15 protein-coding genes and 2 pseudogenes are annotated in these 21,170 nt (G+C 62.7%); 10 read left to right on the top strand and 7 right to left on the bottom strand.

What is annotated here, in order from left to right:
- Positions 1-158 precede the first annotated feature (158 nt).
- A pseudogene (locus HWN72_RS22765) lies at positions 159-475 on the bottom strand (transposase); the annotation flags it as partial.
- A gap of 124 nt (positions 476-599) precedes the next feature.
- Positions 600-1,701, bottom strand: a pseudogene (locus tag HWN72_RS22760) (IS5 family transposase).
- 202 nt (positions 1,702-1,903) lie between these two features.
- Here HWN72_RS22760 and HWN72_RS22755 point away from each other — a divergent pair.
- A complete protein-coding gene (locus tag HWN72_RS22755) occupies positions 1,904-3,244 on the top strand; it encodes an MFS transporter (protein WP_211151509.1) in 1,341 nt (446 codons plus the stop codon).
- Here HWN72_RS22755 and HWN72_RS22750 read toward each other — a convergent pair.
- From HWN72_RS22750 to HWN72_RS22735, 4 genes are all read right to left on the bottom strand, one after another.
- The gene (locus HWN72_RS22750; RefSeq protein WP_211151501.1) at positions 3,168-4,487 is read right to left on the bottom strand and encodes an O-antigen ligase; all 1,320 of its coding nucleotides are present in this window, start codon (positions 4,485-4,487) and stop codon (positions 3,168-3,170) included. The two genes, HWN72_RS22755 and HWN72_RS22750, sit on opposite strands and share 77 nt — an antisense overlap.
- Complete coding sequence (locus tag HWN72_RS22745) at positions 4,484-5,542, bottom strand: acyltransferase (RefSeq protein WP_211151500.1); 1,059 nt, start codon at positions 5,540-5,542, stop codon at positions 4,484-4,486. The genes HWN72_RS22750 and HWN72_RS22745 overlap by 4 nt, the downstream gene beginning before the upstream one ends.
- A 122-nt stretch (positions 5,543-5,664) precedes the next feature.
- Entirely contained in the window at positions 5,665-8,334 is a 2,670-nt protein-coding gene (locus tag HWN72_RS22740) for a family 16 glycosylhydrolase (protein ID WP_211151499.1), read from the bottom strand.
- A 102-nt stretch (positions 8,335-8,436) separates the two neighbouring features.
- Positions 8,437-9,576, bottom strand: a complete 1,140-nt coding sequence (locus HWN72_RS22735; RefSeq protein WP_211151498.1) for an acyltransferase — start codon at positions 9,574-9,576, stop codon at positions 8,437-8,439.
- Between the two features lie 138 nt (positions 9,577-9,714).
- Here HWN72_RS22735 and HWN72_RS22730 point away from each other — a divergent pair, with 138 nt between their 5' ends.
- Entirely contained in the window at positions 9,715-9,876 is a 162-nt protein-coding gene (locus HWN72_RS22730) for a hypothetical protein (protein WP_211151497.1), read from the top strand.
- 34 nt (positions 9,877-9,910) lie between these two features.
- Here HWN72_RS22730 and HWN72_RS22725 read toward each other — a convergent pair whose 3' ends face one another.
- The gene (locus HWN72_RS22725) at positions 9,911-10,930 is read right to left on the bottom strand and encodes a polysaccharide pyruvyl transferase family protein (protein WP_211151496.1); all 1,020 of its coding nucleotides are present in this window, start codon (positions 10,928-10,930) and stop codon (positions 9,911-9,913) included.
- 501 nt (positions 10,931-11,431) lie between these two features.
- On the opposite strand from HWN72_RS22725, the gene HWN72_RS31745 reads away from it, so the two are divergent.
- From HWN72_RS31745 to HWN72_RS22685, 8 genes are all read left to right on the top strand, one after another.
- Positions 11,432-11,872, top strand: a complete 441-nt coding sequence (locus HWN72_RS31745; protein WP_008827946.1) for a hypothetical protein — start codon at positions 11,432-11,434, stop codon at positions 11,870-11,872.
- Between the two features lie 155 nt (positions 11,873-12,027).
- Positions 12,028-12,675, top strand: coding sequence for a polysaccharide biosynthesis/export family protein (locus tag HWN72_RS22715; protein WP_248006257.1), 648 nt, complete (start codon positions 12,028-12,030; stop codon positions 12,673-12,675).
- 132 nt (positions 12,676-12,807) lie between these two features.
- Positions 12,808-13,965, top strand: a complete 1,158-nt coding sequence (locus HWN72_RS22710; RefSeq protein WP_211151495.1) for an outer membrane beta-barrel protein — start codon at positions 12,808-12,810, stop codon at positions 13,963-13,965.
- A 284-nt stretch (positions 13,966-14,249) separates the two neighbouring features.
- Positions 14,250-15,236, top strand: a complete 987-nt coding sequence (locus tag HWN72_RS22705; protein ID WP_211151494.1) for a cell wall hydrolase — start codon at positions 14,250-14,252, stop codon at positions 15,234-15,236.
- Between the two features lie 153 nt (positions 15,237-15,389).
- Complete coding sequence (locus HWN72_RS22700; protein WP_211151493.1) at positions 15,390-16,832, top strand: TolC family outer membrane protein; 1,443 nt, start codon at positions 15,390-15,392, stop codon at positions 16,830-16,832.
- A gap of 76 nt (positions 16,833-16,908) precedes the next feature.
- The gene (locus HWN72_RS22695; RefSeq protein WP_211151492.1) at positions 16,909-18,639 is read left to right on the top strand and encodes a type I secretion system permease/ATPase; all 1,731 of its coding nucleotides are present in this window, start codon (positions 16,909-16,911) and stop codon (positions 18,637-18,639) included.
- A 4-nt stretch (positions 18,640-18,643) separates the two neighbouring features.
- Positions 18,644-19,996, top strand: a complete 1,353-nt coding sequence (locus tag HWN72_RS22690) for an HlyD family type I secretion periplasmic adaptor subunit (protein ID WP_289357132.1) — start codon at positions 18,644-18,646, stop codon at positions 19,994-19,996.
- A 473-nt stretch (positions 19,997-20,469) separates the two neighbouring features.
- Positions 20,470-21,150 carry a sugar transferase gene (locus tag HWN72_RS22685; RefSeq protein ID WP_248006255.1) on the top strand — a complete coding sequence of 227 codons (681 nt, stop codon included), beginning with the start codon at positions 20,470-20,472 and terminating at the stop codon, positions 21,148-21,150.
- The last annotated feature ends 20 nt before the right edge of the window (positions 21,151-21,170 follow it).

Below are 21,170 nucleotides of genomic sequence, written 5' to 3'. Positions count from 1 at the left end.
ATAGCGATCCATACGAAATTGGCGCCAAGCCCGACCGACGGCATGTGGGGCGCGTTGCTGCCATCCTGCCATCGACCCGTCCTTGCCGCTCAAAGTCTGACGTGGTCCCGCCTTCTTGGACAGTTTGGCGGCTGAGTTAAGCTAATCCCATTTGCCGTTCATGCCGCCATTTTGGTTATGAGATGATGGGGGCATGCCCCCCATCACCTGATTGCGCGATCCGCCCATAGGCCTCTGCCGGGGTTTGTCCGGCCAGACCCGAGTGCGGCCTCAAGGTGTTGTAAAAGGTAATCCACCGGGTAAGACCAGATCCGGTTTCGAAGGCATGGAGATAGGCACACTCGTACTTCAGGGATCGCCAGAGGCGCTCGATGAAGACGTTGTCCATCCAACGCCCCCGACCATCCATGCTGATGCGAACCTCGGCCTCGCGCAGTACGCTGGTAAAGGCCTGCGATGTAAACTGGACGCCTCGAAGAACCGGCTGAATTTGGCATGATTTTGACGTGACGGCGCGGGAGGGTCCGGTGGGCCTCTGTTTTATCCTCCTGATCTTCTGATTTTCGGGGGTTGGACGGCCTGAAGGCGGGTTTTCGGCGTCACGCGGGCGCAGTTCGCCCCTCAAGCCAGGCGAGGCGTTGGAAATTATAGACGAGGTTCGCCATTCCGATTTTGATGCGGGCTCGGGCGATGCCGATGGTGCGCACGACAAGCCCCATGCGGTGTTTCTGGCCGGCGAACACGTGCTCGACTGCTGAGCGCACGGCGGAGCGCTTCGCATTGGCCCTGGCGATGCGCTCGGGCATCGGTCGGCGTGGCGGCTTCTTCTGATGGATGTGGCTGGTGAACATGCCCTTGGCGAGGAAGGCCTCGTTCTTCTTGGACCGGTAGGCGGTGTCGGCCCACACGCCCGAGCCGGTGTTGTCCTTGCTGACCACCTCGGGCAGCCGCGCGCCGTCGTGGGCCTTGGCGGCGCTCGCGTCCCAGGTGCGGATGAGGCCATGAGCTCGGTCGATGCCGATATAATTCTTGTAACCGAACATCGGGATAGCGAGGTCGACTGGCTTCGCCGCCTTGGGATCGGCGCCCTCCGTCACCTTTGCCTTGGTGTACTTGACGCTCCAGCGTGCATCGCGATCCTTCTGCCTGATCTTGGCCGGTTTCCAGCCCTCGGGCACTCGGCCCTCCTTTATCGCCATCTTCTCGGCCTCGGTGTTCCTCTGCTTGGGTGCCGGCACGACCGTGGCGTCGATGATCTGCCCACCCATGGCGAGATAGCCCCGCTCGGTGAGCGCGGCATCGAAGCGAGCGAACAGCCTGTCGATCGCCTTGGCCTTGACCAGCCTCTCGCGGAACAACCACACCGTCGTTGCGTCCGGCACCGTGCCGTCGATCCCGAGCCCTAGGTTGCGCTCGAACGACAAGCGATCCTTAATCTGGAACTCGGTGGCCTCGTCAGACAGCGAGTAGAGCGCCTGCAGCGAGGATCTTGAACATGAGGACCGGATCAAACGGCGGCCTGCCACCCTTGCCGCGGACACTTCGCCGCAGCGCTGCTACCAACGGGCCGCGGAAAGCCTCGAAGTCGACGACAGCCGCAAGCCGTTCAAACCGATCACCTGCCGCGCTCAACGCCTCGTATCGGTCCGAAAGATCGAAGAAACTCGCCTGTCCGCCATCATCGCCTCCACCCTCGTGCAAAGGCAGTGAATCACCTCAAGCCGCTAGGCGCCAGCGGTTTTTCGAGGCGTCCGGCTCTCTCCCGATACGCACCTCTTCGGCTCGCCCTAGCCATTCTAACGACTTGAGTTAATTTGAATGCGCTGCAACATATCCCCGCGCGACGTGACGATCGGGCTTGACCCACGCACGGCCGCGTAACGGGAAATGGGATGTGGAAGCGATGCAGCACGAAGAGACAGCCGATCTGCCTTACCTGCGCAAGGTCGTGGGCGCCTCGATGGCGGGAACCGTGGTCGAATGGTACGAATTCTTCCTGTACGGAACCGCAGCCACGCTCATTTTCGGCAAGCTGTTTTTCCCGGCCACCGGCAATGATCTGGACGGCGTAATCGCGGCCTTCGCCACTTATGCGGTCGGCTTCATCGCACGCCCCCTCGGCGGCATCGTGTTCGGTCACATCGGCGACAGGATCGGGCGCAAATCGCTGCTTCAGTTCAGCCTGATGCTGATCGGCTGCTCAACATTCCTGATGGGTTGCCTCCCCACGTTCGGCGCGATCGGTTATTGGGCGCCCGTGCTGCTAGTCGTGCTGCGCTTCGTCCAAGGCTTTGCACTTGGCGGGGAGTGGGGCGGCGCGGTCCTGCTGGTGGCAGAGCACAGCCCCAATCATAGCCGCGCCTTCTGGGGCAGTTTCCCCCAGGCTGGCGTGCCCTTGGGCAACCTGCTGGCAACGATCGTTCTGCTGGTGCTGTCGGCGTCATTGTCCGACGCACAGTTCCTGTCTTGGGGCTGGCGCTTCGGCTTCTGGCTCTCGGCCGTGATTGTCGGGATCGGGTATTACATTCGAACCCAGGTCTCCGATTCCCCGATCTTCGAAGCCGCCAAGGCCGAAGCCGAAGATCGGGCGCACCAGGGTTACGGGCTGGTCGAAGTGTTCCGGCGCTACCCGCGCGGCGTCTTTACCGCGATGGGCCTGCGGGTAGGCGAGAACATCCTGTACTACATGGTCGTCACGTTCTCGATCACGTATCTGGCGCATATCGGCGTCGATACGACCAAGATCCTGACACTGCTGTTCTGCGCCCATATCCTCCATGTCGTTCTGATCCCGCTGTTCGGCGCGATGGCCGACCGGATCGGGCGCAAGCCGGTGTACCTGCTGGGCGCAACGCTCACGATGGTATGGCCCTTCATCGCATTTCCGATGTTCGGCAATGCCAGTACGGCCATCGTGCTGGGAGGGATTTTCCTGGGCATGTTTATCCATGCGCTGATGTACGCACCGCAGCCCGCGATCATGGCCGAGATGTTCCCGACCCGGATGCGGTATTCCGGCGTCTCCCTTGGATATCAGGTAACCGCGATCTTCGCCGGGTCCTGGGCTCCCTTGATCGGCACCAGCCTGCTGCGTGAATATGACGACTGGCTTCCCATCGCGTTCTATGTCGCGGGAGCCGGAGCGATCAGCCTGATCTCCGCGCTCGTCATGACCGAAAGCAAGGGCGTGTCGCTGCTGGCCATCGACCGCGAGGACGAGCGCCGTCTGGGGACTTCAGGCTGATTTCGGCCCCCGGGGCGACGGGAAACCAGCCGAAGCCCAGCGCCGCAAAGAGCATCACCGTAGGCGCGACCAGAGCGGCCGGACGAATGGGCTCGACGGGAGATTTGCTCAGTTCCATCGTCAGATAGGCGAGCCAGAAGCACGTCGGCAGTGAACGTGTCAGCACGAACCGCCGCAACAGCGCAAGCGTCCCGGCGAGCCACGTCCCGACAAGCACCGCCAGCCCCAGATATCCTGTCTCCACGATGGTCTGGATATAACTGTTATGGAAGGAAAAGGCGGTTCCTTCCTGGCGAATGTCGAAATGTCGCCAGAGCCCGACCGCATCCGGGTTCGTCGGGGTCCAGAAACCGAAGTAGCCGGTCCCGAGCCAGGGACGTTCGGCTATGATGAACTGGGCACGATACCACAGGTAACCCCGCCCGGTAAGCCCGGCATCCTTCGACGACAACTGCTGCACTATTTCCAACAACTGCTCGAAGAAGACGGCGCCCAGGCACAAGCCTGCAACCAGCACGGCGGCGGCACCCGCCTTGAGAGCCAACGATCGCATGCGCAATGCCAGAAGCAGCACCAGTAGTGCGCCGCCCAATGCCAGCGAGGCCACGGCACCGGCAGACCGCGCCTGCTCGGTCGCGAGGATGCAAACCACGGCTATGCCTGCAAGACCGGCCGCCCATCCGAATGCCCGCCTCTCCAGGCTTGCCGCGAGCATGGCCACCGCCAGAAGTGCCCCCGTGGCGGCGCTGTCGGCAAAGTAGTTCTTCGCTTCTCCGCCAAGGCCGAACAGTGCCGGAGCCTCGGTCACGCCGTCCGGCCGCGTATGTCCGACAAGGAACGAAATCACGGTATAGCCCGCAAAGGCACAGAAAAGCCCTGCCAGCACCGCCCTCGGGCGAACAGCCTGCGACAGCAGCAGGCCCGCAAACGCGGTCACCGCCATCTGCACCGCCGCTCTGCCCGTCACCAGAGGCTGAACCGCCCATGCGATCGAGACCAGCGCGACGATGGGATAGGCCAGTTGCCACCGGCATCGCAGCAGGGCTTCGCGGCATTGATCGATCCTCAGCGCGGCATACAGGCACATCAGCGCCAACCCCGCCGCCGCGCCCGCCGTGCCCAGATTGGCGGGTATACGCGCCAGCACGATGAGCGCCGCGAAGGCGCCGTCCTGCACCGCCCTGTCGGAAAGAAACTGCGATATACGGCTCGGCGGGAGCATCACGGCCATGGTGGCGCTCATCGCCAGACTCCGGACTTCAGGAGCGGCGTTTTCAGCGTGCCGGTGAGCATGGGTTGCAGCAGGCGATCAAGCGGACGCTCCAGATGCCTGTGAATGAAGATTCCTGCCGCGACGGCGCTCCCCAGAGCCGCGGCCATCAGCAGCGGCGCGGTGCCCGGCTGCAGGATGCCGGCCCTTTCCGCAGCGATCGTCCACCCCTGCGTCACGAAAGGATGAGTCAGGTACAGGGCATAGCTGGCATCACCCGTCACCTGAAGCGGCTGCCATGTCAGGACGATACCCCCTTTCTCGGCAATCAGCGCGGCCAGCACGACCGCGCAAGCCGGCAGCAGCGACATCGGCCAGCCGCCCGGCAGCGGCCATCGCGCCGCAAGCAGCAGCGCCGCCAACGCAGGCAAGCTCGCCGCAGCCGCCAGCCGCGCCGCCGCCCGTGATGCCGGAAGATGAGGGTGGAGCCAGCCGAGGATCATTCCCGCCGCGAATTCGACCAGCATCGGCTGCGTCAGGAACCGCAGTTCAGGGCCAAGTTGGGGGCGCATAAGCATGCCAAGCACCACGGCGAGCACGAGCAACCCGGCGCCCATAAAGACTCGCCGGGTCACATCCTTCACTGTCAGGGTTCCGGCGAAGACGAGATAGAAAGCCATCTCCAGATTGAGCGACCAGCCCACGAAGAGGATCGGCCGCACCGTCCCGTCGGCACGCTCGCCCGGCAGAAAGGCGAGAGATCGCAGCAGCGCCGTCCAATTTCCCTGCGTCGCCCCCAGCAGCGACGGCGAAGCCAGCGCCACGACGAAGACCGCAATGGTAAGCGTCCAGTAGAGCGGCGCAATGCGCGCCAGCCGACCAAGCATGAACGCGGCCGGAGATACGCGCCTGCGCGAAGTCGTATGGACCATGATGAAGCCGCTGATGACGAAGAACAGGTCCACGCCCACAGCGAAGAGATCGAACAGACTGCGCTGCAGGCCAAGCGCTGCCCCCAGCACCTCCAGATGCACGAGAACGACGAGCAGCGCCGCTATCGCCCGCAAAGCCTGAATATTGAGAAACATGCGCCAGACGCCTCGAAGCCGAAGTACGAAACGTACCTCGGCTTCGATACATGCCCCCGGCCTGGCGGTCGACGCCGCCACCCGAGAGACTACTTCATTTTGGAGCTACTTCCTTGCAGCGATCACGCGAGCAAGCCGATTGTGCTGCTGTATTCGCTGTTGCTCATGAACGCGATGTCCGACAGGCCGAACTGCGCATCGCCCATCAGCGTGATCTTGTCCGCACCGATGGAAACCACGGTCGAGTTGGCGGTATGGCTGATCGAGACCGCGCTCGCATTCACGTTGACCAGGACCAGCTTGTCGATGCCATGCTGGAAGTCGGTCACCGTGTCCTTGCCATAACCGGCTGCGAACACGAAGATGTCCGCCCCTGCGCCGCCCGTCAGCGTATCGTTGCCGGCACCGCCGTTCAGAACGTCGTTGCCCGCACCGCCGTCGAGCATGTCGTCGCCGGCCCAGCCGAACAGCTTGTTCGCCGCTTCGTTGCCGTAGATCTTGTTGGACAGCGCATTGCCGGCGCCGTTGAGCGCGGCCGTGCCCGTAAGACGCAGAGTCTCGACGTTCGCGGGCAGCGTGTAGCTGACCGACGACAGCACGGTATCGTTGCCTTCATTGGCCAGTTCGATCACGCGGTCCCCCGCAGCATCGACGACGTAGATGTCATCGCCCTTGCCGCCGATGAGCGTATCGTTGCCGGCCCCGCCATCGAGATAGTCGTTGCCGCCAAACCCCGTCAGCACGTTGTTGCCGCTGTTGCCGATCATGCGGTTGGCGTCGGCGTTTCCGCTGCCGTTGATGTTGGCGGTGCCGTCCAGCCGCAGGTTCTCCAAGTTGGCGGACAGCGTGTAGGTCACCGAACTGAGCACCAGGTCCGAACCTTCGTTGGCGAATTCGACGATCTTCACCGCCGCATTGTCGACGCGGTAGATGTCGTCCCCGGTGCCGCCCTGCAAAACGTCGGCGCCGCCCGCTCCGTCGAGGTAGTCGTTGCCGGCCATACCTTTCAGCAGGTTGGCAGCGCTGTTGCCAATCAGGCGGTTGTCTAGTGCATTGCCGGTGCCGGTGAGCGCCTGGTCGCCGGTCAGCGTCAGGTTTTCGACATTGGCGCCAAGGATGTAGGTGTCGCTGGCGAACACGGTGTCGATCCCGCCGCCTACGGCCTCGATGACCTTGTCCAGCCTGGAACTGACGCGGAACGTGTCGTTGCCCGAAGTGCCGGTATAGACTTTGCCCGTCGTCGTGCCGGTCGAGGTCGAAGGCGTCGTCGGCGTGGGGGGCGGCGTCGGGGTGATCACGGGCGCGGTCACCACCGGGTCCGTGCTGACGGGCACAGTCGAACCGTTGGACGTATAGACGACATGCTTGCCGTTGCTCGTCGTCGAGACGGTATCGGCGGTCCGATAGGCGCGGATGTAGTCGATCTTCATCTCGCCGGCCGGCGTGCTCGCATCGCTCGGCCCGCTCCAGCTTGCAGTGCCGCCGACCGCGAGGTTGACGAGCATGTACATCTCTTTCTGCATCGCCGCCGGAGTGGCCTGACGCGCGACTTCCATGCCGTCGATGTAGTAGATGCGCTCGCCGTTCCAGTCGACACCGTACGTGTGGAACTGCGTGGTATCGACCACCGCACGGTCCTGTGCTTCCATGGTCTTGCCCGGCGTGCTGGTGCCGTGCGTGGTCATGTACAGGACGTTCGGGTCCTTGCCGTGCTGCTCGAAGATGTCGAGTTCGGGCGGCCAGGTGTTGTCGGTCGGCAGCAGCCAGAACGCCGGCCAGAAGCCGTTGCCCTCCGGCATCTTCGCGCGAATTTCGAAATAGCCGTACTGCTGCGCGAAGGTGAACTTCGAGGTCAGCAGGCCGGACGTCCAGGTATGACCGTCCATGTACTGCAGAATGTCGCTGCTTGCGCGCTCGGCGGTGATGGTCAGGACGCCATCGTCGATCGAGAACGGGTTGACGCCCAACGCCTTCTTGCCGGTGCCGCCCCAGTCCTCGTCGAAATAGAGCTGCGCTTCGGTGCGCAGGGTGCGGCTGGCAATCGAGCCCGGACCGCCCTTGCCGAATTCGGTGCGCCAGGTGCCGCCCTTCGAGTAGAGGCTGAGCGCGTTGAATTCGTCGCCGAAGGTCTGGGTGAAACCGCTGCGGTTGAGTTCGTAAGTGAAGTCGGTCGACGCCAGGCTGGTCGCCTTGACGTCGCGCAGGATCAGGTCTTCGCCATTGCCGAAATGCAGCACGGTGTCGTTGCCGACCTGCTGGGCGATCGACTGGATCTGCGCAAAGCCGGTGATCCCGTAGCCGCCGAGCTGGATCTTGTCGACGCCGGTAGCGAAGTCCAGGATCACGTCGCTGCCGTTGCCCGCCAGCACGATGAAGGTGTCCTTGCCGCCGCCGCCGAACAGCACGTCATTGCCCGCGCCGCCGTTGATCTGCTGCGCGAATTCGTTGCCGATGATGACGTTGTCGAGCGCATTGCCGCCGCCGTACCAGGCCTGGTTGCCTTCGAGGATCAGGTTTTCGACGTTTGCGCCAAGGATGTGGTAGACCGAGGAGCGGACGGTATCGATCCCCTCGCCCTGTGCCTCGAAGACTTTGTCCTTGATGGACGACACGATATACGTGTCATCGCCGGCGCCGCCGTAGTAGCTGTCCCCGCCGCCGTAGCCGCGCATGACGTCGCCTTTGTCAGTTCCCTTGAGTGTGTCGGCACCGGCAGTTCCGAAAAAGGTATTTACGGCACCCGAAGAACTGTTAAGTAGAACTCCGAATGCGTTCTTGTAGGAAAAAGCCATTATCTAAAACCCCGTCACGCAAGCGTAATTGCTCCGCCGTGTCGGGGGATTTGATATTTCAATTATTCACAATGCTGACATAACGACTGTGGTAAATGCATTTTAATCGATTACATTAATATAATTCTTTGTCTTTATGCGCATCGATTTTGAACTCATTGAGAAAATTCTCGTATATACTGCCTTGCGACGCTCACCGAGTTCGGCCAAGCCGAACATGAGCGCGACGGTCATCGTCGCCGCCACCAATCCTCCCGCCAGCGATCCACGGCTACCGGGCCATGCGACCGCGATCAGCACCATGACGGGCAGATGCATGATGTAGAGCGTGAAGCTGGCGCCTGCGCAGAACCGCGCGCATCGTTCCAGCCAATGCGGCCATATCGTTCGCGAGGGCACGCAAGCCGCAAAGACGACGATCGCCATCGCCAGCAACATTGCAAGCACCAGGTAATAGCCCATGCTCGCGGCCAGCACCGCCGGCTCGCCCCATTCGAACAACGGCATGGCCGCGAACGCGCACCACTTGCGCAACGCCGCGGCCGCCAGCGCAATCGCCAGTAACGCTGCGGCGCCCCACAAGGCAGGCAACCGGCAGCCTCTGCGCACCAGCGCCCATGTGGCGACCCCGATCAGCCAGAGCGGAAATGCCAGTGCGATGCGCGGCCCGCACACGAGCAGCCACAATACCGGGAATATCCACCGCCAACCGGCCCTGACGTAGAAAATCAACGCAAAACCGACGTAATACGCCGCTTCGTAGCCCAACGACCAGAACGGTGCCCCGGTGCTGATCATCGCGCGGTCGAACCAGATTTCGTTCGTGAAGGTAAGATAGCGCAGGATCGGCCACCATCCTGGAGGTGCGCCCATGGCGCCCGCATTCAGGTTGGCACTGCCTGCCGCATAAGCCTGCGGATGCAGCGAGGAGCCCACTCCATGACACACGGCCATGACCACGATGGCCAGCGGGACCACGGAATACATGCGCAGTGCGCGCGCCCTGGCGAATGCCTGCCAGTCACGCTCCCTACTTTGCGCCACGAAGGCGATGACGAAGCCGGACAGCACGAAGAAGACTGCCACGCCCTCCTTGGCGCTATGCCCGACCATCGCGGGAAGCCCCATGCCATAGACTTCGCCGGCATGCCCCAGAAGCACCAGCAATGCCGCAAGCAGGCGCAGCAGATCGAGAAATACCGACAGGTTCCGGGTCAAGACATGCTCCATCAGCCAAAGCACGATCCGGGCATTGGCTGATGGAGCGTAGAAATCTCAGGCGGTGCCGCTCAATCTGAAGTGCATCCGAAATACAGGCAATTTTCGCCTGCAGAGCAGCGGTCGCCCCGTTCCCGTCAGAAACCGACCACGAGGGCGGCAATGAGGGCCCAAAGCAACAGGCTGATCGCCAGTCCGGCCAGCCATCCGCGCCACAAGATCGGGCGCGCGCCGATCGGCTCCGAAGATCGGGCGGCACGCGTGGCGTGGCGGGTTGGGGGCGGAGAGGACATGCAGCCATGCATAGACGCACAAGTGCTGTGATTGGATTAACTGCGCTCTCTGCAGCTGCCGCAATTCACGGCATTGCGATCAATGATACCGTGCATGTCGCAACCAGACGATCCAGCCGGGCCAGCATCGCATCGCGCAGGTCGTCCCGCTTGCCTGCCCTGCTGCAATAGGGTTCGAGCCGAGCCAGTTCGTCCAGCGCGCGGGCGGTGCGTTCGCCTTCGTACCCCATCGCGCGGCGCGCAGCCGGGATCGCCTCGATCATGCGCTTTGCCTGGGCTTTCAGGAAGGGCGCCCGTGCATCGCGGGACGTTCGCTCGTTGAACTCCCGGAATGCCGCCTCCTGATCAAGCGAAAGCAGGGCGCCGAAGGGCTCAGATCGTTTGCCGAAGCGAAACAACTGGACCGGATCGGGCGGAGGCACGAGCGATATGTCCACCTGCAGGTCCAGCGAGAAGGTCCAGTCGGCCCACTTGGCCGTCGAAAAATTCCGCGACACGGCAAACCCCCGCCACGGGACGCCAAAGGCGTCGGCGATAATCGCTCCATGCAGGGATTCGGTCAGAACCAGGCGCGCACCGGCGAGAGAGCGGATTACCGTTTCCGGTGTATCGCGCGGATCTACGAGATCGAAGCCTGCCAATTGCACCGCCTCATGCCATCCCGGAAAATCCAGGGTCTCGTAATGCGGCACGACAACCACCCGGCCGCTCCGGTCCGAAACCTGAGGCCGATATCGCTCGAGCAGCGGAACGAGGATCGCACCGTCGGTCAACACCTTGTCCGCTCCCAGTCCCAGCGCACGTGCCGTAACCGGCCCGCGAACACAGTGATACTCGACCTTGCACGCCTGCCACCGATCTACCCTCGTGTAGCCCGCGCCGCTCGAAAACACGTGAAGCGTTCGGCTGCCTTGCGGATCGATGCCCACGATCGTCCCTATGCCTACGAAGGCGGCCCCGGAATCCCGGCCGCGAGTGCCACCCTCGAACAACGCGGGAGCCAACGCGGGCCAGAGTTCATCATTGAGATCGTCCCCGAAATTCGGTGCCGCCGTGCGATAGCGCAACAGCTTCACGGCGCCCACGCCGCGGCAGGTCGAGCCTTGCCATCGACGATCCGAAATCGTTCGAAGCGCAGCCGTCTGCCAAACCTTCCCGCGCCGTTCGCGACGCCCTGCTCCGCCCATCTTCGAATCGGCGCCGACATTCGCCCGATTTTGCGTGTGTCCCGCAAGAAGAGAACCATTCGCATCCGGTATGAACCGATCCTGCCACATGCCGCGAACCAGACTGCGCCCGGCGCGGATTCATGCGCCCGTCAGCGGGCGCATTCCTCTACTTAAAATTCCATAACTCACTCGCCTTCAAAATATTAACAATCTCCATTCCGGACGTTTTACAGGACCCAAAATTCCACATCCGGACGAAGCGTCATCTTGTTTAAATAAATATTTTAAAATTATAATTAACTATCCGTAAAAACCCGTCCGTTTACATCTTGAAAAATTAACTCCCATAGCCTGCGGAACCCTTCCTACTTATACGTCATATTTATTAGGATAATTACTTACACTCAGGAGGAAGGCATGCCATTCTTTTTAGGAACTTCGGGCAGCGACCATATCGGGGGCACTGACGGCAATGACGCCCTCGCTGGTGGCAAGGGGGTGGACTATCTGTACGGCGGGGCAGGCAACGATGCCTTCGTGATCCGTCTCTCGGACATGGATCCCTCACTTTCCGGGGCATCGTCCCTGGCCGGACGGTCACAGGACTTCATCTACGATTTTTACGGGGCCGGCGTATACGAAGAAGGAAACAACGACTTCCTGTACCTTGACGGGTTCGGCGTCGGCTCCACAATCACCTTCGTCGGCTATGGCCAGAACAGCAGCAGCCCCGGCGGCGACGTGCACGCCCAGTATTACTCGATCCACAGCACGATCACCGGCCTGGATTACGTCATCGCCATCGGCTCGATGAATGGCAATCAACTCGTCCTCGGCGATTACAACTTCTACAACTGACGGTTCCGCCCCGGCAGCCCAGAGGCGTCGAAGGGAGCCCCCCTTCGTCCGCTTGCCCCTTTCCCGCAACAGTCCGCGCCCATGCGCGGCATGTGGGAACGGAATGCGATGCGAAACTGATCGCTACCGGATCAATCACTGGAGAAGCGTCGTTATTGAACGGTTCTTCCTTTGAAGTTCCGCCCTGCGCTGCGCCAGATTGCCGGGCGAACAATAAGATCACGACTTCGGAAGAACCCATGCCGAAACTGACGACCCCCTTCACGATCCTGTTTCTGTCCCTTGCGGCAAGCGGCTGCGCCGCCGGCGGCACCTTGCCCGAACTCACGCTGTCGGGCGCGGAGACCCATTACACTCTCGGCGCGGGGGACAAATTGCGCATCACTGTCTACGGTGAAGACAAGCTGACGGGCGAATACCCGGTCGATGGCGCGGGCGCGATCGCATTCCCCCTCATCGGCGCGGTTCAGGCCAAGGGACTTACGGCATCGGCGCTGGCAGACCGCGTCACCGCCGCACTCAGCAAAGGCTATATCGACAACCCCAGCGTCTCGATCGACGTATTGAATCTTCGCCCGTATTACATCCTTGGCGAGGTCAACAAGCCAGGGGAATTCCAGTTCGTCGAAGGCTTGACCGTGTACAGTGCCGTCGCCAAGGCCGAAGGCTTCACGTATCGCGCGGACGACAAGCGCATCTATATCCGCCACAAGGATGGCGCCGGGGAAATTCTCTACCGCCTGGACGGGATGACGCCGATTCAGCCCGGCGACACCATTCGCGTGCCTGAGCGGCGCTTTTGACCGATGACGACGCGAACTGCCCACCGCGCCCTTCGCATGGGCACGCGGCTTGCTACGCTGTGCTTTTCCGCAGGCTGGTGCCAGTTCGCCGGAGCGCAGACGATCGGTCCGATCATTAGAGAGCCGGAGGACGTGCCCGGACGCCGCATCATCCCCGAATATGCTCCCATCGGCTATGAGCTGGGCGGGTTCGACGTGCTGCCGTCCGTAACTTTCGGCGCTCGCGCGGACGACAATATTTTCACCCGCACCAGCGTCAAGCGCACCGACATCTCGCTCAACACGCAGCCCCATATCCGCGTCAAGCGGAAGGATCGTTTCAGCAACGTCCTGTTCGACGCTGACGCGCGCACCAGCAGCTACCTCAAACTCACTGATCAGGATGCGACGGAATACCGCCTCGAAGGCACTTACACGTACGGAACGACAGGCCCGGAATCCATGTCCGCCAATCTCGGCTATCGCCGTGAAGCGATACAGCGGGGAACCGTGGAGAACGATCTCGCAGGCGGGGAGCCGCTCATGCGCAGGGTACTGCACGGCTCGTTGACGGGCCGCAAGCAATTCAATCGCCTTTCCATCGATGCGCAAGTTCTGGCGGTTCATCAGTATTATGAAGATGTACAAATCGGCTCGAAAGACGTCGTGGAACAACGTTTTCGCAACGTGAAACGATACGGTGTCCATGCCCTTGCGGCATACGAGTTCAGTGGCAGGACCTCCCTGTTCGGGAACATCGAATATGACAGGTTCGACTATGCCTATTCCCCGCTCCTTGCCGATCGCGACGCATCCAGCCAGAGCCTGTCCGCCGGCCTCCGGTATGAATTGACCCGCGTACTTTATGCGCAAGTCGGCGTCGGCTATCGCCGCTACGACTTCAAGGACAAGGCCTTGGGCGCGATCAAGGGAATCGCGGTATCCGGTCACTTGCGATACTTTCCCACACGCACCCTGGCGATCCGCGGACTTGTCGAGCAGAGCAACACGACCAGCCCCTATGACCTGGTCGGCGCCGTCACTCTCACGACGGCCCGCGTCGAAGCGGAATACGAGATGCGGCGCAATCTCTCCTGGCTCGGCGCAGTGAAGGTCTCGTTGGAAGATTACGCCAGGCAGTCCTACTCCGCCCGCCGCGTAGAAGCCACGGGCGGCCCGCGCCTGCGCTTCAATCGCTGGCTGTCCGCCGATGCAAATATGGGCTTTGCGCGAAGGTTCGTGAACGGCCGAGCGCCCTTCGAACCTTATACGCAATTCTATGGCGTGATCTCGGTGACACTAAGCCGATGAGCATGGCCTGGTCGCCTCTCCACCTGAAGCCTGCGGGGGCATCGCGCCCAGGGCATGCGAAAACCGACATCGAGTCCGGATCGTCGGGAACGGTCGCGTCGATGCATATGCGCATGGCGCGGATGGCCGGCATTGGCTTGATCGTGATCGCCTCTTTCCTGTCGCTTGTGCCTGATGGGCATCGGAAGAAATCGGAAGAGCGGGCATCGGCTGCAATGCGACAACCGAGCGCACGCGAACCGGCCACGGTCCCCCCGCCCGTCGCACCGGTCACTTTCGAGCAAGTGACACATCAGGACGCCCAGGCCCTGAACCGTGTCACGCCCTTCGTCCCTCCCGGGCCTGACCGCCCGATTGCCTTTCATGTCGACAAGGCGAGCGAAAGTTACGGCCGCGCCCTCGATTGCCTGGCCAGCGCCCTCCTTTACGAGGCGGGCGATACCAGAAAAGGGCAGGCCGCCGTTGCACAAGTCGTCCTGAACCGGGTCCGCCACCCTGCCTTTCCCCATTCCGTATGCGGCGTGGTCTATCAGGGTTCGGAGCGCACCAGCGGATGCCAGTTCACTTTCACATGCGATGGTGCACTCGCGCGCATTCCCACGCCTGCGATGTGGCGCCGTGCACGGGAAACCGCCGCCGCCTTCCTTGCCGGAGAAACCGATCCGGCCGTCGGCATGGCGACCCATTATCACACCGACTGGGTGCGCCCGTACTGGAGCCCGGCGCTCGACAAGGTCGCGCAAGTCGATACCCACCTGTTCTTTCGCTGGCGCGGCGGCTGGGGGCGCAGGCGTGCATTCGATGCGGTCTATACCGGCGCGGAGACGTATCAGCGCCAGCTTACGCTCATTTCCGCCGCTCACCGGACGACGACCGACAAGCCGGGCACCGCGCTTTCGACGGCAACTGAGAACGATACGCAGCCCGATCCCGCAGGCGGCACCATGCTGACGTTGCAGGAAGGCGATCATTTCATCCTTGTCGACGGCGGCGGAGACGGAACCAGGCTCGCCATGCAAGGCCTGGGCGAATGCGCGGGTCAGGCCTACTGCAAGGTCGTCGGATGGGACCGCCATTCGCGGGCTTACGGATCGCCCAGCAAACCGATCATTCGCACCGTCGCTTTTCTCTACGTCAGCGACAAGCGGACCGGCGTGGAAATCGTGCTGTGGGATTGCACACGTTTCAATCGGCCATCCGACAGCCAGTGCCTGTCGGCGCAAAACCGCCGCTGGATCACTTTCAAGGGCGACTTTTCGCATGCATCGTGAAGCGGGTGCGCAAGCCCCAATCGCAAACCGCCGGAACTACGGATCAATCCGGAAGGCAGCGGCAGCACCATATTCACCATGTGGTTGCAGGACGGGTCACTGGACATGAGCGGACCGACCATGCGACCTTTCCGGTGCCGGAAGTATTGGGCCTTGCTGAGCATAACGGCGATGATCGCCGCCGCTCGCCCGGCCTTGGCCGAAACCCTGGGCGAGGCGATCGCCGATGCCTACCGGCACAATCCCGGCGTGGAAGCAAGCCGCGCCGGCACCCGTGCCGCGAAGGAGCGAGTGCAGCAAGCCAGAGCCCAGTTCGGACCCAGCATCTCCGCCGACGCAAGCTACGTATACGGCTGGCGGCGGGTAACCCAGAACGGGCTCACCGCATTGAAACAGGCCGGCTTCACACCCCAACTGTCGGCATCGATCGACCAGCCACTGTTCACGTTCGGCCGCTTGACCGCACAGCGACGGATCGCCGATGCCGGTTACAGCGCATCGATCGCGGACATGCACTCTGCCGAGCAGGACATGCTGGCGAATGTCGTCATCGCCTATGCCGCCGTCCTGCGCGATGAGAAACTCGTCGAGATCGCCCGTGCGAACCTGTCCCAGCTTACCGAGCAGCTCGATCAGATCAACGCCCGCTATTCCGCACGCTACGCCACGGAAACGGATCTGCAGCAGACGCGCAACCGCATCTTCAGCGGACAGGCTCAACTCGAATTGGCGCAAGGCAGCCTACTGGCCAGCCGCAACGGCTTTCGTAATGTCGTCGGACATTATCCGGACGCGCTGGCGCGGCTCCCCCAACTCCCGCCATTGCCCCCCACCGTGGAAGACGCGCAAGCCCTGGGCGCCATGTCGAGCCCTCTGCTGGAATCTGCGCGTTTCGACCTCGCCGCCGCTCAGGGCCGTATCGCGCAGGCCCGTGGCAACGCGCGCCCGTACATCGGCCTGCAGGCGAGTGTGGCGCGCTCCCCCCTGACGATAGAGAGCGACGATCCGCATGAAGCGACCGCGCAAGTGCAGGTCGGCCTGACCGTTCCGCTCTATTCCGCCGGCCTGCTTTCGGCGCGTATCCGCGAGGCGCGGCAACTTGCGGACGCGGCCAGCCAGCAGCTGGAACAGACCTCTCGCGACGTACGGGAAAACATCGCGAGCTATTGGGATCAACTGGCGGCGGCCCGGCGCGCACTACCTGCCTACAATCGCGCCGTAACGGCGGCGCAGGGCGCCCTCGATGGGGCCAGGCAGCAACAACTCGCCGGGCAGGTCACCTCGCTGGACGTGCTGGATACCGCGCGCGACCTTCTGGTTTCCCGTCAGGCACAGGCGCAATCCGAAGCCCAGATCTATGTCCAGCATGCCTTGTTGCTGGGGGCGATGGGCCAGTTGCGCGCCGATGCCTTCGCTACCGACACGCCTCCGTTCGATCCATCGGTCTACCGCCCGGCGTCATGGACCGGGCTGCCGAGCGCTCCGCTGATCCAGGCCATCGATGCCGCGGGCTACGATCAGCGCTTCACGCCCGCTCCGGTCAGTGTCGAAAGCGATGCCGAGCCCGGCCACGACATGGCTCCGGACGCGCAATGACCCCGCCACCCTCACCGGCACGTTCGCAGACCCCATGGCCGAAGCTGCCGGGATACGCCTTCACAGGACACTCCGCATGAACCCCAATCGCGATACGGTCTTCGGCGAAGTGCGCGCAATGCTTCAGGCAATCCTACCCGTACTCTGGCCGATCCTGATATTCAGCGCCGTGTTCAACGTGCTGCTCCTGTCCGGCTCGTTCTTCATGCTGCTGGTCTACGACGATGTGCTCGCCAGTCGCAGCGGCGCCACGCTGGCCGGCCTGCTGCTGATGGTGACGATCGCCTATGTGTTCCAGGGCGCGGTCGATGTGATCCGGTCACGCGTGCTGCTGCATTCGGGTGCGCAAGCCGATCAAAAGCTCTGCGATCGCCTCTACGACATCGTGAGCCGCTACGAGCAGGAAGTCGGCCCCATGCCTTCGGGCGCAGCGCCGGTCAGAGATCTCGACGTCGTTCGCGGATACATCACCGGGCCGGGACCGCTTGCCCTGCTGGACCTGCCTTATGTGATCATGTTCCTAGTGATCCTCACGCTGTTTCACTGGGCGCTCGGCCTTGCGACGCTGGCAGGCGTGCTGATCATGATCGCCCTGATGGTACTGGGCGATCGCCGCACGCGCACGCCCGCCCTGCAGGCCGCCGCCGTCGCCGCCGCACGGTTCACCATGGCCGAGGATGTGCGCCGCAACGGCGAGGTCCTGCGCGTTCTGGGCATGGGCGCAAGACGGCGCGCCAGTTGGGACGCGGTAAGCCTGAACCTGATCGCCGCGCATGACGAACTGGCCGGGGTTTCCGGCCGGACCCAGGTGATAGGCAAGGCCTTCCGCCTGTTCCTCCAGTCTTTCGTCCTGGCCGTAGGGGCGTTCCTGGTCATCGACAACGATGCGACCGGCGGGGTCATCATCGCCGGATCGATCCTGAGCGCGCGCGCCCTGATGCCCGTCGAACAGACCATCGGGCAATGGAAGCCCATGACGGAAGCGGGTCAGGCTTGGCGGCGACTTTCCGCTCTTCTGGACCAGGTGCCGCCCGTTGAACCTCCGATGCCGCTCCCGAGGCCCCATGTCGGCATCGAGGTGCAAGGCGTGGTCTGCGGCCCGCCCGGCCGCCAGAAGATAACCGTAGCCAATGTTTCCTTCCGGCTGTCCGCGGGCGAGGCTTTGGCCGTCATCGGCCACAGCGGTTCGGGGAAATCCTCGCTGATGCGTGCCATGACCGGTGCCTGGCCCTTGCTCAGAGGGGCGGTGCGCCTCGATGGCGCGTCGCTGGACCAATGGGACCCGGTGCAGATCGGCAGCGACATCGGCTACGTGCCGCAGGCCATCGAACTGTTCGAAGGCAGCATCGCGCAGAACATCGCCCGCTTCGACCCGCAGGCCGCTCCCGAGGCGATCATCGCGGCGGCGCGGGCCGCCGATGTGCACGACATGATCGTGGCCCTGCCTGGCGGTTACGAATATCCCATCGGCGGCCCGACCGGCGGCGGATTGTCAGGAGGGCAGAAGCAACGCATCGCGCTCGCCCGCGCGCTTTACGGCGATCCGTTCCTGATCGTCTTGGACGAGCCCAACTCCAATCTCGACGCGGCGGGCGAAGATGCCCTCCTCACCGCCATTGCCGCCGCCAAGCAGCGCGGCGCGCTGGTCATCATCGTCGGGCACCGACCCACGGTGTTCGCGCAAGTCGATCACATCATGATCATGGCGGACGGTCAGGTCCTCCAGATGGGCGAGCGGGCGGAAATGCTCAAACGCATCAACTTCAGCCCGGCGCCCTCGCGCACTCCCGAACCTCCTGTCGAGTAGAGCCGTGTCCAGCGAAATCATCATACCTCCTCCCGCCCTTTCCCGTTCCGCAAGCGCAACGGGCTATGAACCTGCACGCAGTCTGCAAAACGAGGTTCGCACCGGACTGTTGCTGTGCGGCGCCCTGGTGTTCGGGCTTGGCGGGCTCGCGGCATTCCTGCCGATGACAGGGGCGGTCATCGGTCCCGGCGAGGTCACCATGTCAAGCCACGTCAAGGAAATCGGGCACCCTGCCGGGGGGGTCGTCGCCGACATCATGGTGCGTGACGGAGATCATGTTTCCAAGGGCCAGCCGCTGATACGCCTGGATTCCAGGGTCAGCGGCGCCGCGGCCACCTATACCGGCGAGAACGTCGATCAACTGCTGGCCCGCGCAGCGCGGCTGACCGCCGAGCGCGACAACGGCGCTGACGTAGCGTTCCCGGCCGAACTCAGGGCCCGCGCGAACGATCCCAACGTGGCGGCACTGATGGAACAGGAGCGCCGGACGTTCAGCCTTCGCCGTGATGCCCGCCGCTCCATGACAGCTCAACTCGGCCAGCGGATCAACCAGACTGCGGCCGATATGGCCAGTTCCCGTACCAAGGCGCAAAGCTATGCCGAACAGGCGACTCTCATCAACGACGAACTGGATGCTACGCGCAGGCTCTATGAAAAACGCTACACGACGCTTGACCGGCTGAACGCACTTGAGCGGTCGGCATCGGGGCTCACCGCCGAAGCGCATGGCGCGCGCGAAGCGGCCATATCCGGGGCCGCCCGGATCGGCGAACTGCGTTTGCAGATGGGCTCGGTGCAGGCGGACGCGCGAAGCAGCGCCGCCGCCGAATTGATGGACGTGCTCGCCCGGATCAGCGAGCTGCGACGGGCGCAAGTAGCCGCCGACGACAATTATGCGCGGGCCATCATCCGCGCCCCGCAGTCGGGCACGGTCGACAAGCTGGCGTTCCGCACGGTGGGCGGCGTGGTCCCCGCCGGGCAGACCATCCTTGAACTGGTCCCCGACGACGACCGCATGATAGTTGAGGCAACGATTTCGCCGGTGGACATCGACCAGGTTCACGTCGGCCAGAAGGCGATCTTGCGCTTCAGCGCCTTTTCAGCCCGCACGACGCCCGAATTGAACGGCATCGTCACGCACGTCTCCGCCGATCGAACCGATGACAAGACGACACACAGCGCTTTCTACCGCGTCACGGTTGCCCTGGACAAGGGCGAAATCGCCAGGCTCGGACAGTTGCGCCTGCGTCCGGGGATGCCGGCGGAAACTTTCATCCAGACCGGCCGCCGAACGATGCTCAGCTACATCTTGAAACCATTGGCCGACCAGCTGGAACGGGCATTTCGCGAAGGCTGACCGGGCATCTTTGCCGCAGCATTTGACCGCTATGATTCGCCGAGAGCGGATAATCAACGATTGTAGCGCGGCAATAGGCGGCCGGTCGGATACAATGGACGGAAATGTCTGATCCGGTTTGAAGGATTAAATTTCTGCAGCATCCACATCGGAGTAAAAACCCGATGGTCGAAAAACCGGGAATTGGCGACTTTAGGCGCCCCCCCGCACTCCGAGCAGAATTAATACATTGCAATCGGACCATTCGATGATGCCGCAGTGCAGCGTAGTATTATTGACGCGACCTTAACTTCTATTACCATGCCATCAACCAATGTGTGGCAGTCTCTAAGCCGCTTTCACTATTTCAGGGTGGATCGATGGAAGCTCTCTCGAATCATTTCGAAGACACGGCGCGGGCGAATTGCGCCCCATCTTTCACCGTATATGCCAATCCGGTCGGATCGGATGCGCATCGCATGGGCGCGGCGGCAATGATAGGCGATAGCCCGTCGGTCGCACGATCCGCCCAGCCAGCGCCGGGCAATTCAAACGAAGAAAAGGCGCTGTCCATCGTCGGGCGCATCTTCGATATCCTCGTGGCTTTCACCGCCATCCTCATCTTTCTCCCGTTTCTGATCCTCGCCGCGCTGGCGATTAAGCTGTCCGCGCCGGGGCCGGTCCTGTTCGTGCAATATCGCGTCGGCCGGGACGGCAAGCTGTTCCCCTGCCTCAAGTTCCGTTCGATGGTCGTGAATGCGCAGGCAGTGCTGAACGACTTGCTTGCATCCTCACCCGAAGCGCGGGCGGAATGGCAGCGCGACCAGAAACTGCGCAGCGATCCCCGCATAACCCCGGTCGGCGCGATCCTGCGCAAGAGCAGCCTCGACGAACTGCCACAACTCTTCAACATCCTTGTCGGACACATGAGCATCGTGGGACCACGGCCGATCATCGAGGCGGAGATTCAGCGGTACGGCAGCCGGTTCGGCGCCTATTGTTCGGTCCGCCCCGGACTTACCGGCTTGTGGCAAGTCAGCGGCCGGAATGAAGTATCCTATGAGGCACGGGTGCGCCTCGATGCACTCTATGCCCTGCGCAAGTCGACGCTCTATGATCTTGCCATCTGCTTTCGTACCGTGCCCGCCGTCATCGCCTCACGAGGGGTCTATTGAAACGCACTCGCGGAATAAAT

The organism is Novosphingobium sp. HR1a (assembly GCF_015594425.1).
In the GTDB taxonomy this organism is placed as follows: domain Bacteria; phylum Pseudomonadota; class Alphaproteobacteria; order Sphingomonadales; family Sphingomonadaceae; genus Novosphingobium; species Novosphingobium resinovorum_A.
Note: the sequence above shows the minus strand (reverse complement) of the source record. Positions and strands in the feature narration are given on the sequence as shown.

Bases quoted from the DNA above. Each gene is read 5' to 3' on its own strand.
- HWN72_RS22755 (WP_211151509.1), top strand. From the start codon at position 1,904: ATGCAGCACGAAGAGACAGCCGATCTGCCTTACCTGCGCAAGGTCGTG.
- HWN72_RS22750 (WP_211151501.1), bottom strand. From the start codon at position 4,487: ATGAGCGCCACCATGGCCGTGATGCTCCCGCCGAGCCGTATATCGCAG.
- HWN72_RS22745 (WP_211151500.1), bottom strand. From the start codon at position 5,542: ATGTTTCTCAATATTCAGGCTTTGCGGGCGATAGCGGCGCTGCTCGTC.
- HWN72_RS22740 (WP_211151499.1), bottom strand. From the start codon at position 8,334: ATGGCTTTTTCCTACAAGAACGCATTCGGAGTTCTACTTAACAGTTCT.
- HWN72_RS22730 (WP_211151497.1), top strand. From the start codon at position 9,715: ATGAGGGCCCAAAGCAACAGGCTGATCGCCAGTCCGGCCAGCCATCCG.
- HWN72_RS31745 (WP_008827946.1), top strand. From the start codon at position 11,432: ATGCCATTCTTTTTAGGAACTTCGGGCAGCGACCATATCGGGGGCACT.
- HWN72_RS22695 (WP_211151492.1), top strand. From the start codon at position 16,909: ATGAACCCCAATCGCGATACGGTCTTCGGCGAAGTGCGCGCAATGCTT.
- HWN72_RS22685 (WP_248006255.1), top strand. From the start codon at position 20,470: ATGATAGGCGATAGCCCGTCGGTCGCACGATCCGCCCAGCCAGCGCCG.